Genomic DNA, 14,937 nt, shown 5'->3' on the forward strand with positions numbered 1-14,937 from the left:
ATCCGGTACGGGCCTCCTACTCCCCCATAGGCCGCTGCACCGCCAGCAGCGCCATGTCGTCGGCCGGTGCGCCGCCCGTTCTGCCGGTATGCCGGGCGACCTCCTCGACGAGGGTGTCCAGGAGGGCGTCGGGGCCGGGGAAACGGCGGCCGCGCAGTCTGCTCGGCGGGTGGTAGCTGCGGCCGAGCAGGTCCCGGGCCGCGGTCACCCCGTCGGTGAAGAACAGCAGCAGGGCCCCGGCCGGGAAGAACGTCTCGTCCGCGTGGTCCGGGCGGTTGGTCAGCTCGCCCAGCCCGAGGGGCGGCGCCGGCGCCTCGGGAGCCAGCTCGCGCAGACCGCCGTCCGGGGTGAGCAGCAGTGGGGGCGGGTGGCCCCGGTTGAGCACCCGCAGGGCGGACTGCCCATGGGCGGGGATCTCGGCCAGTACGGCAGTGGTGAACGCCTCGGTCCACTCCGCCCCTTCGCGCCGCCCGCCGTCCCGCCGCACCGCCCGCTCCAGCCGGCCCGCCACCGCCCCCAGGGTGCACTCCTGCTCCGCCGCCTCCCGGAAGGCACCGAGGACACTCACCGCGGTCTCCACCGCCGCCGGCCCCTTGCCCCGTACGTCGCCGATGATCATCCGCACCCCGTGCGGGGTGTCCTGCACGGCATAGAGGTCGCCGCCGGTCAGGGCCTCCGCCCGCGCGCCCACGTAGCGGGCGGCGAGGGCGAGCCCGGCGAGCCGTCCGGGCGGCGTGGGCAGGACGGCGCGCCGGACCGCCTCCGCGACGTCCCGTACGGAGGCCGGGCGGGCGTCGGCCCTTCGGGTGGCCCGGTGGAGGGCGACCGCCAGCAGGGCGACGACCAGGACCACGGCGCTCTCCGCCACCGCCGCGCCCTGGCCAGGCCCGGCACCGCGGTAGCTCACGCCCCAGACCTCGCCGAGCACAGCGGCCAGCGCCGTGAGAACGGTGCCGCGCAGGGAGAAGAGCGCCGCCGCGGCCGGCGGAGCGGCCGAGAAGAAGGGGGCGGCGGTGTAGCCGGGCGGCGTCGCCACGCTGAAGACGACCCCGCCGACGATCAGGAGGACGGGAAGCCGGCGCACCAGCGGAAGCCCGGACGCGGCCCGCCACGAGCGGCGCTGCCCGTTCCCCTCCCCGTCGCCCCCGGAAGGCGCCTCACCTCGGAGCATCCGCACCGGCCTCTTCCCACTCCGCCCGTCCGTACGGGCTCCGCCGTGCCGGTAGCCGCGACGTCCCCAGGCTTGCCCCTGGGCGGCGGGACGGCGACTCGTCGGGGGCCGGACGAGTCACGGAACGGGGCGCGCCGCGTCACGTCGCGAGAAGCGGCGAGGCGATGAACGGCCGAAAAGACGTCGGCAAAGAAGAGATGCCGGGAAAAGGGGCAGCCCACTCCCCCCACCGCCCCGGTTCACGCCACCAAGCCCCTCTCCCCCGAGGGAACTTGGCCCAGGCGCCGCACCCCGGACACGCCCGAGGGCCCGGACCGTGTTCGGTCCGGGCCCTCGGGGTGCGGTAATACGGCCGGACGGTCGTCCCGTCCGTGTCTGGTGGGCCATCAGGGGCTCGAACCCTGAACCAATGGATTAAAAGTCCACTGCTCTGCCAATTGAGCTAATGGCCCGCACCGAGCAGCATAGCCCGAGGAGCTGCCGCAGCCCGAAGGCATTATGGATCAAGCCATTCTGCGGGGTGCGGCGAGGCGGTCCAGCGGGCCCTGCCAGGCACGCCGGAGGCCGTACAACGCGCGGGGCCCGTACGGCACTTGGGTGCGTACGGGCCCCGCGGTTCAGCGTCGGTGATCAGCCGTTGCGCTTCCAGCGCGGCTTGTCCTCACGGCGGCCGAAGGAGCCGGTCGGGGCGCCACGGTGGTCGTCACGGCGGCCGTAGGGGCGGTCGCCGCCGGAGCGGTGGCCACCGGAGGCCGGACGGCCGCCGGAACGGTCGTCACGGTTGAAGGGACGGTCGCCGCCACCGGAGCGGTAGCCGCCGGAGGAACGGCCGCCGGAGCGGTCGTCACGGTTGAACGGGCGGCTCGGACGGTCACCGCGGTCGCGGTTGAAGCCGCCCCGGTCGTCACGGCGGTCGCGGTTGAACCCGCCGCCGGAACGCTCGTCACGACGGTCGAAGGAACGCCCACCGGAACGGTCATCGCGACGGTCACGGTTGAAGCCACCACCGGAACGCTCGTCACGACGGTCGAAGGAACGCCCACCGGAACGGTCGTCACGACGGTCACGGTTGAAGCCGCCCCGGTCGTCGCGACGGTCACGGTCGAAGGAACGGCCGCCGGAGCGGTCGTCACGACGGTCCCGGCGCTCGAAGTTGCCCCGGTCGTCGCGGCGCTCGTCCGACGCGGCCTGCGCCGGAACGGCGGCCTCGGCCACCTCGGCGGCGGCGGTCTCGGCAGCGGCGGCCAGCGCCTCGGCCGGGTCCTCGCCACGCTCGCGGGCGGCGCGGGCGGTCAGCCGGTCGGCCTCCTCGCGCAGCTCGGCGGCGCGGCGCTGGAGACGCTCCAGCTCGCGGGTGACCTCGGCCACCTCGCGCTCGGCCTGCTTGGCGGAGTTGTTCGCACCGTCGGCCTGGACCTCGGTGAGCGAGCGCGCACCGGTGATCCGGGCGACGTCCTCGTCGAAGGCACCGGAGCCGCCGACGATGTGGCGCGAGGCGTCCACGCCCGCGTCCTCCATCAGCCGGAAGATCTGCCGGCGCTGGTGCGGCAGCGACAGCGAGACGACGGTGCCGGACTGGCCGGCGCGGGCGGTACGGCCCGAGCGGTGCAGGTAGTCCTTGTGGTCACCGGCCGGGTCGACGTTCAGGACCAGGTCGATGCCGTCGACGTGGATACCGCGGGCGGCGACGTCGGTGGCGACCAGCGCGTTGACGTAGCCGTCCTTGAAGTCCGCGAGGACCCGGGTGCGCGCGCCCTGCGTCATGCCGCCGTGCAGCGCGTCCGCCTTCACGCCGGACTCGACGAGCTGCTCGGCGATGCGGTCGGCGCCCAGCTGGGTGCGGACGAAGATGATGGTGCGGCCCTTGCGGGCGGCGATGGCGGCGGTGACCGGCGCCTTGTCCTTCGGCTTCACGACCAGGACGTGGTGGGTCATGGTGGTGACGTTGCCCTGGGCGCTGTCGACCTCGTGGCTGACCGGGTTGGTCAGGTAGCGCTTGACCAGCGTGCCGATCTCGTTCTCCATCGTGGCGGAGAACAGCATCCGCTGGCCGCCCGCGGGCACCTGGTCCAGCAGCTCGGTGACCTCGGGCAGGAAGCCCAGGTCGGACATCTGGTCGGCCTCGTCGAGGACCGCGACCTGGACGTCCTCCAGGGAGCAGGCGCCACGGTTGATGATGTCGCGCAGCCGGCCCGGGGTGGCGACGAGGATGTCGACGCCGCGCTCCAGGGCGTAGATCTGGTTGCCCATGGACGTACCGCCGCAGACGACCTTCATCTTCAGGCCGAGCACATCGCCGTAGGGCTGCAGCGCGTCCGCGACCTGCATCGCGAGCTCACGGGTCGGGGTGAGGATGACCGCGCGCGGCTTCTTCTTCTCGGTGCGGCCGTCGGCCAGCGTGGCCAGGGTCGGCAGACCGAAGGAGAGCGTCTTGCCGGAGCCGGTGCGGCCACGGCCGAGGATGTCCTTGCCGGCCAGGGCGTCCGGGATGGTCGCGGCCTGGATCGGGAAGGGGGTGGTGACGCCGTTCTGCGCGAGCTTGCGGACGACGCCCTCGGGCAGTCCGAGGTCGGCGAAGGTGACGGTGTCGGTGGCGGCTTCCGCCGCGTCGGTCTCGGGCGCCTCGTCGGCCGCCGTCACCTCGGGGACCGTCTGCTCGTCGAGTGCGGGCATGACGGACTGCTCAGTGGAAATGGACATGCGAAATGCGAAACCTTCCGGAGTCTCGGCACGCGCCCAAACTCCGTGTGTTTCACACGACCGCCTCTATGCGGTCAGCCACGGCAAGGGAGAGAACGCGCCACGCGGCGCGCTTCTGTTCTGGCGCCGGGCAAATGGGATCAAACGATCTACCACCATACGCACTCCGCCCCCCGGATGGCAAATGACCTTCGGTCCTGCCCCTCCGCGCCCCCGGACAAACCCGTCCGCGCCGCCCGGAACCCCTCACGCCTCCTCGTCGTAGAGCTCCGACTGCTCCGGCTGGGACGCCATCGGCGAGACCGGGGACGGACCGGAGGCATGGGAGCTCGGCGGCGGCGGAGGACTGCTCGCCGGCGGGGTCGGCTGCGCGGGAGGCGTGCTGGGCGGGGACGAGGCCGGCGGAGTGGCCGGGTGGTCGGGGCGGGGCGGCGAGGGCTCGGTGTGGCCGGGGCGCCCGCCGTGGCCGCCGGAACCACCGTGGCCGCCGCCCGCGTCCGGCTCGGGGCCGGACGGCTCCACGGGCTGCGACGGCGTTCCGGGCTCGGACGGCTCCGCCTTCTTGCCCTTCGACCGCTTGCCCGCCTTGCCCTTGCCGCCGGCCCGGCGGTCCTCGCCGTCGTGCCCCATCCGGCGCGGTCCGTCACCGCGGCCGTCCACGGTCACCCCGTTGGGGCCGGTCCCCGCGTCCTTGCCGTCGTGCCGCGCGGTGCTGCCGGACGGTTTCGGCTCCTCCGGGTCGCTCACGCTCATACAGCCGGCCAGCGCCGCGGCCAGCGCGGAGACGGCCACGGCCGCGGCCGCGGCACGGGAGCGCACCCGGACCGCGGGCGGACGCGGCACGGGCGCGGGGGCAGGGGACGACGACGGGGACGGTGTCGGCGTCGGCGTCGGGGACGACTGACGGTGCGGGCTCGGGCGCACGGCGGGACCTCCGGATCATCCGGAACGCAGGGACGGCGGTACGGACGCCCTGCCCAACTCCCGCCCCCCGCCCGAGGACACGCGCCACGCCCGGCGGATCGCGCCGGGCACGCGGTTTCCGGGCCGGCGGTCCTCCCGGCCTCCTAGCCGTAGCCCAGCGCGTGCAGCCGCTCGTCGTCGATCCCGAAGTGGTGCGCGATCTCATGAACGACCGTCACCTCGGTCTCCGCGACCACGTCCTCGCGGGTCTCGCACATCCGCAGCGTCGGCCCCCGGTAGACCGTGATCCGGTCCGGCAGCACACCCGCGTACCACTCCCCCCGGTCGGTCAGCGGCGTCCCCTCGTAGAGCCCGAGCAGCTCGGGCTCCTCGGCGGGAGGTTCGTCCTCGACGAAGACCGCCACGTTGTCCATCAGCCGGGTCAGCTCCGGCGGAATCCGGTCCAGCGCCTCGGCGACCAGTTCCTCGAACTCCTCGCGCGTCATTTCCAGCACACCACCATTCTCCGCCACGGCGCCTCCCCACCGATCGTCGCGGCCCGCCCGCCGCTCCGCACCCCAACCGGAAGCCGCCGTTCCTCGCTTAACGGACACCGGGGACGGGCATACGGGACCAATGGCCCGCGCAGCGCGCTCCCGGACACCGACCTCCGACACCCCGCGAAGCCCCCTGCACCGCCGTACGGCACCCTCCCCGCTCGACGGCACCCCGCACCGCCCCTGGCGCTCCGCCCTCGGCCTGACCGCCGTCACCGTCATCGGCGCCGGGCTGGGACTGCTGCTGATCGGCGGTATCCGGGCCCCCGTCGGCCCGATGGACACCAGCATGGCGCTGCGCCCCTCCCTGACCGGCGGCACCCGGATAGACGTCGCGCCGCTCGGCGACCTGGAACTGCGCAGCCACCACGCGCCCCTGCGACTCGATGTCGACGTCGACCGGCTGGACCCGGTCCGCTCCCAGGCGCTGGTCGACCACCCCGAACGGTTCGCCGGCCTCCAGACCGAGGTCACCCACGACGTCACCCGCGGCGCCCTGGGGCTGGCGCTGCACTCCTGCGCCGCCGTGACCTCCGGCGCCACCGCACTGGCCCTGGCCGTCTACCGCCGCCCGCGCCGCGCCCTGGCCGCCGGCGGTCTGGCACTCACCCTGCTGGCCGCCTCCGCGGGCACCGCGTACGCCACCTGGAACCCCGAGTCCGTACTGGAGCCGAAGTTCTCCGGACTGCTCACCTCGGCCCCCTCCGTGGTCGGCAACGCCCGGAGCATCGTCAGCGAATTCGACGTCTACCAGAAGGAGTTGGCGCGCCTGGTGACCAACGTCACCAAGCTCTACGACGCCGCCTCGACGCTGCCCGCCTACCAGCCGGACCCCACCACCCTCCGCGTCCTGCACGTCTCCGACATCCACCTCAACCCGGCCGCCTGGCGGATCATCGCCTCCCTGGTGAAGCAGTACCGGATCAACGTGATCGTCGACACCGGCGACACCATGGACCACGGCTCGGCCGCCGAGAACCACTTCCTGGACCCGGCCTCCACCCTCGGCGCCCCCTACGTGTGGGTACGCGGCAACCACGACTCACGGGGCACGCAGAAGTACCTGACCGGCCGCCGCCACGTCACCGTCCTCGACCACGGCGGGGTGACCCGGATCGCGGGCGTACGCATCGCGGGCGTCGGTGACCCGCAGTTCACCCCGGACCGCTCCGTCGTGGCGGCCGGCGACCCCGCCGAGCGCACCGCCGGCGGCCGGCTCGCCGACGCGCTGCGCACCCAGCGGCTGGCCGGCACCCCCGTCGACATCGCGCTGGCCCACAACCCCGCCGCCGTGACCGAGGCGGACGGCCTCGCCCCGCTGGCACTGGCCGGCCATCTCCACCACCGCGAGCACACCCTGCTCCCCCAGGGCACCCGGCTGATGGTCCAGGGCTCCACGGGCGGCGGCGGTCTGCGCGCGGTGCACAACAAGAAGCCCGAGCCGGTCCAGGCATCGGTGCTCTATCTGGACCGCACGACGAAACGGCTGCAGGCGTGGGACGAGATCACCCTCGGCGGACTGGGCCTGTCCCGGGCCGAGGTCAGCCGCCACCTCCCCCACGAGAACCAACCCGGCGCCACGCCTTCCCCGTCCGGCGGCTCCCCGCCCTCCGCGGCCCCGTCCGGCAGCCCGCCGTCCGGCCCCTCGTCCGGCCCTTCCGCGCGCCCGGCCAGGAGTGCTTCCGACCGCCCCCGCTAAACCGTTTTGGCGAACCGTCCTCCCATCCCATATGCTTCTCACGTCCCCGACGGCGCCGGTAACGACGCCAAGGTGGCCACCAGCCCTCATCGTCTAGTGGCCCAGGACGCCGCCCTTTCAAGGCGGTAGCACGGGTTCGAATCCCGTTGGGGGCACGCAACATCGTGTGTGAGAATGGCTTGCGCCGCTTTCGCACAATGCAAGGTCCTGTGGAGCAGTTTGGAGTGCTCGCCACCCTGTCAAGGTGGAGGCCGCGGGTTCAAATCCCGTCAGGACCGCTGCGGCTGGGTAGCTCAGTTGGTACGAGCGATCGCCTGAAAAGCGATAGGTCGCCGGTTCGACCCCGGCCCCAGCCACACCCATTGGAAGAGGGCCCCGATTCGATGAATCGGGGCCTTTTTCGTCGTCAGGCGATATCGGCGGTCTCGGAGCGTTCGTGCTTCGGCTGCCAGAAAATCAGCCCGGCGCCCCAGGAGATCGCCCCTGTCGCGGCGAGGCCCATGGCCATCTTCACCAGCCGCACATCACCCTCCCAGTCGTGCGGCGCGCCGAACACCAGCCAGGCAGCGAGGGCGATACCGGCGACCATCATGACAACGCCCGCAACGCGTCGTATTCCCTTATCCATACGGGCATTCTCGCGTACACGACAATGCTGCCGTCATCCCCTTTTCCGACAGCTGCCCGCTTGTCGCCGCCACCCGGACGGCGGTGCCGCCGCGCCGAAAGGCGGGTGGCCGCGCGCGGCAGCCGGGCCCGGCGGAGGTCTCCAGCGGGTGGTCCGGCGGTCGGTCCGGCGGTCAGGGCGGCGCCCGCCCCGGCAAATGGTTCGCCAGTCGTTCAGGCGAGGTGAGATCCTGGGGGACGTATGTCCAGTCAGCCTGCCTCCGCCCTGCCCGACGGCTCTGCTCCCGCGCTGCCCGGCACCCCCGCTCCCGGCCTCTCCGACCTGCTGGAACGTCTGCCCGAGCTGATGCTGCGCGATCAGCAGCGGCTGGGGCGACGGCTCGACGGTGCGCGCCGTATCCGTAAGCCCGAGGCCCGTGCGGCGGTGCTGGCGGAGATCGCCGGCGGTGTCGACGAGGCGGAGCTGCGGGTCGAGCAGCGGCGTGCCGCGGTACCCGAGATCACGTATCCGGAAGAGCTGCCGGTCAGCCAGAAGAAGGACGAGATCCTCGCCGCGATCCGCGACCACCAGGTCGTGATCGTCGCCGGCGAGACCGGCTCCGGCAAGACGACGCAGATCCCCAAGATCTGTCTGGAACTCGGCCGTGGCGTCCGGGGCCTGATCGGGCACACCCAGCCGCGCCGGATCGCGGCCCGTACCGTCGCCGAGCGGGTGGCCGAGGAGCTGAAGACCCCGCTGGGCGAGGCCGTCGGCTGGAAGGTCCGCTTCACCGACCAGGTCGGCGGCGACACCCTCGTCAAGCTGATGACGGACGGCATCCTGCTCGCCGAGATCCAGACGGACCGGGAGCTGCGCCAGTACGACACGATCATCATCGACGAGGCGCACGAGCGCAGCCTCAACATCGACTTCATCCTGGGCTACCTGGCCCAGCTGCTGCCCCGGCGCCCGGACCTCAAGGTCGTCATCACCTCCGCGACCATCGACCCGGAGCGGTTCGCCCGGCACTTCGGCAGCTTCGCGTCCGTAGGGGCGGCGCCGGACCGCGCCGGTTTCCGGGACGGCGCCTCCGGGAGCGAGGAGGAGACGCGGCCGAGCGCGCCGGTCGTCGAGGTCTCCGGCCGGACCTATCCGGTGGAGGTGCGTTACCGCCCGCTGCTGGAGGAAGGCGGCCAGGACGCGGACCGCGACCAGATCACCGCGATCTGCGACGCCGTGGATGAACTGCGGTCCGCCGGGCCCGGCGACATCCTGGTCTTCCTCTCCGGCGAGCGGGAGATCCGCGACACCGCGGACGCGCTCAACAAGAAGAACCTCCCGGCCACCGAGGTCCTCCCGCTGTACGCCCGGCTGTCGCACGCCGAGCAGCACCGCGTCTTCCAGCGGCACACCGGCCGGCGGATCGTGCTGGCCACCAACGTCGCCGAGACCTCGCTGACCGTCCCGGGCATCAAGTACGTCATCGACCCGGGCATGGCCCGGATCTCCCGCTACAGCTACCGCACCAAGGTCCAGCGGCTGCCCATCGAGCCGGTCTCCCAGGCCAGCGCCAACCAGCGCAAGGGCCGCTGCGGCCGTACCAGCGACGGCATCTGCATCCGCCTCTACTCCGAGGACGACTTCCTCTCCCGCCCCGAGTTCACCGACGCGGAGATCCTCCGGACGAACCTCGCCTCCGTCATCCTGCAGATGACCGCGGCCGGTCTCGGTGACATCGAGAAGTTCCCGTTCATCGATCCGCCGGACCGCCGCAACATCAAGGACGGCGTCGACCTTCTGAGCGAGCTGGGCGCGCTCGACGCCAAGCAGAAGGACCCCAAGAAGCGGCTGACGCCGATGGGCCGCAAGCTCTCGCAGCTGCCGGTCGACCCGCGGCTGGCGCGGATGGTGCTGGAGGCGGACCGCAACGGCTGTGTCCGCGAGGTCATGGTCATCGCGGCGGCGCTGTCCATCCAGGACCCGCGCGAGCGGCCCGCGGACAAGCAGCAGCAGGCCGACCAGCAGCACGCCCGCTTCAAGGACGAGACCTCCGACTTCCTCGCGTTCCTCAACCTCTGGCGGTATGTCCGCGAGCGGCAGAAGGAGCTGTCCTCGTCGGCCTTCCGCCGGATGTGCCGCGGCGAGTTCCTGAACTACCTCCGGATACGCGAGTGGCAGGACATCTACTCCCAGCTGCGTTCGGTCGCCAAGACCATGGGCATCCACCTCAGCGAGGAGGACGCGGCGCCGGACCACATCCACACCTCCCTGCTTTCCGGTTTGCTTTCGCACATCGGCCTCAAGGACACGGAAGCCAAGAACGACTATCTGGGCGCCCGCAGCGCCAAGTTCGCGGTCTTCCCCGGCTCCGCGCTCTTCAAGAAGCCACCGCGCTGGGTGATGTCCGCCGAGCTGGTCGAGACCTCCCGCCTGTGGGCGCGGGTGAACGCCCGGATCGAGCCGGAGTGGATCGAGCCGCTCGCCCAGCACCTGGTCAAACGGACGTACAGCGAGCCGCACTGGGAACAGAAGATGGCCGCGGTGATGGCCTACGAGCGGGTGACGCTCTACGGCGTCCCGATCGTCGCCCAGCGCAAGATCGCCTACGGCCGGATCGATCCGGAGACCTCGCGCGACCTGTTCATCCGCAACGCCCTGGTCGAGGGCGACTGGCGCACCCATCACCAGTTCTTCCATGACAACCGCAAACTCCTCGGCGAGGTCGAGGAGTTGGAGCACCGCGCCCGGCGCCGCGACATCCTCGTGGACGACGAGACGCTCTTCGACTTCTACGACCAGCGCATCCCGGCGGACGTGGTCTCCGGCGCGCACTTCGACGCCTGGTGGAAGACGAAGCACCGCGACGAGCCGGAGCTGCTGAACTTCGAGCACTCCATGCTCATCAACGAGTCCGCCGAGGCCGTCACCAAGGACGACTACCCGGACTCCTGGCGGCAGGGGAAGCTGAAGTTCAAGGTCACCTACCAGTTCGAGCCGGGCGCGGACGCGGACGGTGTGACCGTCCACGTACCCCTCCAGGTCCTCAACCAGGTGTCCTCCGAGGGCTTCGACTGGCAGATCCCGGGCCTGCGCGAGCAACTGGTGACGGAGCTGATCCGGTCCCTGCCCAAGCCGATCCGGCGCAACTACGTCCCGGCCCCGAATTTCGCGGCCCGCTTCCTCGACTCCACGGTTCCCCTGCAGGGCGCCCTGACGGCCTCTCTGGCCGCGGGGCTGCAGCGGATGGTCGGCGTGCCCGTGGAGGCCGCTGACTTCGACACCGCCAGGGTCCCGGACCATCTCAAGATCACCTTCCGGGTGGTCGACGAGCGGCGCCGCAAGCTCGCCGAGGCCAAGGACCTGGAGGCGCTGCGGCTGCAGCTCAAGCCGAAGACCAGGGCGGCCCTCTCCAAGGCCTTCGAGCAGGGCGCCGAGCGGCCCACCGGGGACCGCAAGGGCGGCGGGGGCGACGGACGGGCGCCGGGCGCCCCCGAGCAGCGGACCGGGCTGACGTCCTGGACCCTCGGCACCCTGCCGCGCACCTTCGAGACCCGGCGGGCCGGCCAGCCGCTGAAGGCCTACCCGGCCCTGGTCGACGAGGGCAGCAGCGTCGCCGTACGCCTCTTCGACACCGAGGCCGAGCAGCTCACCGCGATGTGGAAGGGCACCCGCCGGCTCATCCTGCTGAACATCCCGTCCAACCCGGCCAAGTTCGCCCAGGGCAGGCTGAGCAATCAGCAGAAGCTGGCCCTGTCCCGTAATCCGCACGGCTCCATCGCGGCGCTCTTCGAGGACTGCGTCACCGCCGCCGCCGACCGGCTGATCGCGGCGCACGGCGGCCCGGCGTGGGACGAGGAGTCCTTCCGGAAGCTGTTCGACGCGGTCCGCGCCGACCTGGTGGACGTCACCCTGAAGACCATCCAGCAGGTCCAGGAGGTGCTGGCCGCCTGGCAGGCCTGCGAGCGCCGGCTGAAGGAGACCACCTTCCCGTCCCTGCTGCCGTCCCTCACGGACATCAAGGAGCAGCTGGCGACGCTGATCAGGCCGGGCTTCGTGACGGCGCACGGCGCCAAGCGGCTGCCGGACCTGATGCGCTATCTGGTGGCCGCCGACCGCCGTCTGCAGCAGCTGCCCACCCACGCCGAGCGGGACCGCACCCGGATGGCGAAGCTGAAGGAGATGCAGGACGAATACGCCTGGCTGCTGGAGCAGTTCCCGCAGGGCCGCCCGGTGCCGGCCGCGGCCCTGGAGATCCGCTGGATGATCGAGGAGCTCCGGGTGAGCTACTTCGCACACGCCCTGGGGACCGCGTACCCGGTCTCCGACAAGCGGATCGTGAAGGCCGTGGACGCCGCCGCGCCGTAGGAAACAGGGCTTCCGGTAGCGAGTTCGACCGCACCCCCTGACCTGCTGTAGAGTCTTGTTCCGCAGCCCGCCGCAAGCGGAAAGCGAAACGCAAGGTCCTGTGGAGCAGTTTGGAGTGCTCGCCACCCTGTCAAGGTGGAGGCCGCGGGTTCAAATCCCGTCAGGACCGCATTTCTACGGCCCGCATCCCTCTCGGATGCGGGCCGTTCTGCTGCCCGGCACCCCACACCCCGTCAGGTCACACCCCACGGCCGCGCCCGCGCCCCGGTCCGGGCCGTCTCCCCGACCGCCCTCCGGCCACCGCGCTCCCCTCCCCCGCACGGCCGCCGCGCCACCGGTCATTTCCCGCCCCATTGGATGCGGACCGTAGCCGGATTGCCGCCCGCTGTATTGACGGCGGCACGTACCGCCGGTACTCACTATTGGATGCGGACCGTAGCCGGATTGCCGCCCGCTGTATTGACGGCGGCACGTACCGCCGGTACTCACTGAGGAAGGCGTGGGGGCCGGGGAGGTATACGCAATGACGACTGCGGTACGGCACGAGACCAGAGCACTGCTGCGGGCGCATCTGGCGGCCGCCACGGGCTACCGGCATCTGACGCGGCACTGCCCCGTCTGCCATCAGCTGCAACGGCTCGCCATGGAGCCGCACACGGCCCGCTCCGGGCCTCCGGCGCCCGAATCCGCCACCGCCTCATCCGCGGCCGTCTGTGAGCCGTCGGCGGACGGGGACGAAAGTCCCGCGACCCGGTGACCACCGGCGACTGCGCCACCCGCCGCGCGGTGGCAGCCTGTTGGGTGTGGCGGGCGGAGTTCTCTATCGCAGCGGAAGTATCGTCTTCAAGTATCGGGCCGTGTGACGGGTGTCACCGAACAAGTTTGGCGTGATGCGGAACTTACACCCGCCCTACAACCGGTCAATTTAATATGTGCAATTGCACTTACCCTCAGGCGACTTCCGGAAGGGGACTCGGGGTCCGCGCGCAACGGCCCCGACAGGGCCCGTGAAGACCCCCTGGCCGCCACCCGGGAGGGCGCCGGCGCCAGGCCGGCCCGACCGCCCCGGCAGGCCCTGAAGCGGGCGCACACGAAAAAAATCGCGCTGGACCCGGCGGAGTCCAGCGCGATCGATGACGTACCCAAGTGGAGCAGGTGAGGGGCCTGTGGGGCAGGCGCCGCGTCATATGAAGCTGTGTGAAGCGGTAGAGCTGTGGCGCAAAGCGGGCGCTTTCGGGTTGGGGGCCCCGAAAACGTCCTGGTTATGCGGTTGTTCAGGCCTCGCTGCGCTGCTGCGGAATGCCCGCGAGCAGTGCGCGGACCTCAGCCTCGCGGTAACGCCGGTGTCCTCCGAGCGTGCGGATGGACGTGAGCTTGCCTGCCTTGGCCCAACGGGTCACCGTCTTCGGGTCCACGCGGAACATCGTGGCGACCTCAGCAGGGGTAAGCAGCGGCTCGGCGTCAGGGGTGCGAGCGGTCATGAGCGGCCTCCTCGGGAGAACCGAACCATCACGGTTCTTTCCTCTAAATTCTGCACCTTGACCCACGTTGCCCGAAATGGCGGACGCGGGCCGAGTCGGTTATAGGACGAACGGCTTGTCCTCGGCACTACAACTACACCATCTGTCCAGCCACGTCGGCCAAACCGATGGAATTGCCCTCTCAGGTGTTCAACCTCGGCGGATGCCGATGGACCGTGCCATAGCGGACAGTCACCCGTCCGTGACGATCAGTCACAGCGTGACCAGCCGCCACGAGACCCCTCAAGGAACGCAATACCGATCTATCCGCCCTTAGTTGGACGGAAGGAGCCCACGTCGGGCTCCTTGTCCTATTTTGGCACGAGGGTATGGCTTGAGAGCAAGACCCGATCTCAGTGCTTTAGGTCACGCTTGGGGTAATCGCCCGGATCAGGACCTACGTCCTTTACCGTCCCACCACCGGAAAGCGAACGCGGTGCTTCCGCACCGCGAACCTTCGACACCGCACCGGCGCTCAGCTGGAGAACTGGCGTTCCCGCACCGCACGCCACCGCTGAGAAAGCTTCTCGTACGCGACTCCGGCCCGCTCGCCGTCCCCTTCGCGCAGCGCCGCCAGGCCCTCCGCCACCTCGGCGGCGGACCGGTCCTCGGCGAGCTGCCCGTCGGGCACCGCGTGCACCAGCCCTCCGTAGTCCAGCTCCACGAGCGAACGCGGATGGAATTCCTCGAGCCAGCGCCCCACATCTACCAGGCCGTCGATCAAGGGCCCCTCTTCCAGGGCGTCCCGCAGCGTCCGCAGCCCACGGGCGACCCGGCGCCTGGCCTGCACCATCGGCGTCCGGTACCGCAGCACCGGCCCCTGCTCGCTCTTCGTGTACTCCCGCTCGCCGTCGGCGAAGAGCACGAACCAGCGGACCGGTACGTGCCAGGTCGCCGCGCGAATCCAGGGCCGGGCGTCCGGGTTGCGCTCCCGCCACTGCTCGTAGTCGGTGGCCGCCTGCCGGCGCACCACCGGGGGCAGCGCCGCGTCCAGCACCGGGACCGGCAGCAGCTCGTCCAGCGCCTCCAGGGCCTGCCAGCCGCGCAGCCGGGTGCGCCAGGGGCAGACGCAGGTCACCTCGTCCACGACGGCGACGAAGGCGTCCGCGCTCTCGTGGACCGGGACCGGCACCGGCGGGGTCGGCAGCAGATCGGCCAGCGCCCGGCGCTGCTCGTCCTGGGCGGTGGGGGTCTTCTCCCGCTTGGCGTAGCGCGCCCAGTGGGAGCGCTCCGGCTCGGGGAACGCAGCCAGCGGCTCGTAGACCCGCAGATATGCCATGTACGGGACCTTCACCGACGACGCCAGGGCCACGCCCGCTCCTTCAAAGGGGAAGTCCGCCGCCGGGAGATCCCGAAAGCCCCCGCCGGCCTGCGATACGACCAGATCGTCCCATGCCCGTCCCCCGGGAGAGGGT

The 14,937-nt window shown here is 71.4% G+C and carries 10 protein-coding genes and 5 tRNA genes; 7 read left to right on the forward strand and 8 right to left on the reverse strand.

Features of this window, described 5'->3' with window-relative positions:
- Positions 1-16 precede the first annotated feature (16 nt).
- The 5 genes from ACGFN2_RS19650 to ACGFN2_RS19670 all read right to left on the reverse strand — a co-directional run bounded on the left by ACGFN2_RS19650 (position 17) and on the right by ACGFN2_RS19670 (position 5,289).
- Positions 17-1,171, reverse strand: coding sequence for a PP2C family protein-serine/threonine phosphatase (locus tag ACGFN2_RS19650; protein ID WP_393362080.1), 1,155 nt, complete (start codon positions 1,169-1,171; stop codon positions 17-19).
- A 376-nt stretch (positions 1,172-1,547) separates the two neighbouring features.
- A tRNA-Lys gene (locus ACGFN2_RS19655) sits at positions 1,548-1,623 on the reverse strand.
- A gap of 178 nt (positions 1,624-1,801) precedes the next feature.
- The gene (locus tag ACGFN2_RS19660) at positions 1,802-3,871 is read right to left on the reverse strand and encodes a DEAD/DEAH box helicase (RefSeq protein ID WP_393362082.1); all 2,070 of its coding nucleotides are present in this window, start codon (positions 3,869-3,871) and stop codon (positions 1,802-1,804) included.
- 246 nt (positions 3,872-4,117) lie between these two features.
- The gene (locus tag ACGFN2_RS19665) at positions 4,118-4,714 is read right to left on the reverse strand and encodes a hypothetical protein (RefSeq protein ID WP_362608702.1); all 597 of its coding nucleotides are present in this window, start codon (positions 4,712-4,714) and stop codon (positions 4,118-4,120) included.
- 224 nt (positions 4,715-4,938) lie between these two features.
- Entirely contained in the window at positions 4,939-5,289 is a 351-nt protein-coding gene (locus ACGFN2_RS19670; RefSeq protein ID WP_362608700.1) for a metallopeptidase family protein, read from the reverse strand.
- A 121-nt stretch (positions 5,290-5,410) separates the two neighbouring features.
- On the opposite strand from ACGFN2_RS19670, the gene ACGFN2_RS19675 reads away from it, so the two are divergent.
- From ACGFN2_RS19675 to ACGFN2_RS19690, 4 genes are all read left to right on the forward strand, one after another.
- Positions 5,411-7,030 (forward strand): metallophosphoesterase, encoded by a 1,620-nt coding sequence (locus tag ACGFN2_RS19675; RefSeq protein ID WP_393362086.1) that lies wholly within the window; start codon positions 5,411-5,413, stop codon positions 7,028-7,030.
- Between the two features lie 82 nt (positions 7,031-7,112).
- Positions 7,113-7,185 (forward strand) — tRNA-Glu (locus ACGFN2_RS19680).
- A 48-nt stretch (positions 7,186-7,233) separates the two neighbouring features.
- Positions 7,234-7,308, forward strand: a tRNA-Asp gene (locus ACGFN2_RS19685).
- Positions 7,309-7,312: 4 nt separating this feature from the next.
- Positions 7,313-7,386 (forward strand) — tRNA-Phe (locus tag ACGFN2_RS19690).
- A gap of 50 nt (positions 7,387-7,436) precedes the next feature.
- Here ACGFN2_RS19690 and ACGFN2_RS19695 read toward each other — a convergent pair.
- Positions 7,437-7,658 carry a hypothetical protein gene (locus tag ACGFN2_RS19695; RefSeq protein ID WP_362608697.1) on the reverse strand — a complete coding sequence of 74 codons (222 nt, stop codon included), beginning with the start codon at positions 7,656-7,658 and terminating at the stop codon, positions 7,437-7,439.
- Positions 7,659-7,898: 240 nt separating this feature from the next.
- On the opposite strand from ACGFN2_RS19695, the gene hrpA reads away from it, so the two are divergent.
- From hrpA to ACGFN2_RS19710, 3 genes are all read left to right on the forward strand, one after another.
- Complete coding sequence (gene hrpA / locus ACGFN2_RS19700; RefSeq protein WP_393362089.1) at positions 7,899-12,002, forward strand: ATP-dependent RNA helicase HrpA; 4,104 nt, start codon at positions 7,899-7,901, stop codon at positions 12,000-12,002.
- Positions 12,003-12,096: 94 nt separating this feature from the next.
- Positions 12,097-12,171: transfer RNA gene (locus ACGFN2_RS19705), tRNA-Asp, on the forward strand.
- Positions 12,172-12,525: 354 nt separating this feature from the next.
- A complete protein-coding gene (locus ACGFN2_RS19710) occupies positions 12,526-12,759 on the forward strand; it encodes a DUF6274 family protein (RefSeq protein WP_362608693.1) in 234 nt (77 codons plus the stop codon).
- Between the two features lie 517 nt (positions 12,760-13,276).
- On the opposite strand, the gene bldC is transcribed toward ACGFN2_RS19710, so the two are convergent.
- Together bldC and ACGFN2_RS19720 are read right to left on the reverse strand one after the other, a co-directional pair.
- Positions 13,277-13,483 carry a developmental transcriptional regulator BldC gene (gene bldC, locus ACGFN2_RS19715; RefSeq protein ID WP_003949541.1) on the reverse strand — a complete coding sequence of 69 codons (207 nt, stop codon included), beginning with the start codon at positions 13,481-13,483 and terminating at the stop codon, positions 13,277-13,279.
- A gap of 514 nt (positions 13,484-13,997) precedes the next feature.
- The gene (locus ACGFN2_RS19720) at positions 13,998-14,834 is read right to left on the reverse strand and encodes a hypothetical protein (RefSeq protein ID WP_393362092.1); all 837 of its coding nucleotides are present in this window, start codon (positions 14,832-14,834) and stop codon (positions 13,998-14,000) included.
- Positions 14,835-14,937 lie beyond the last annotated feature (103 nt).

Origin of the sequence: Streptomyces sp. NPDC048612, assembly GCF_043199295.1 — a bacterium.
In the GTDB taxonomy this organism is placed as follows: Bacteria; Actinomycetota; Actinomycetes; order Streptomycetales; family Streptomycetaceae; genus Streptomyces.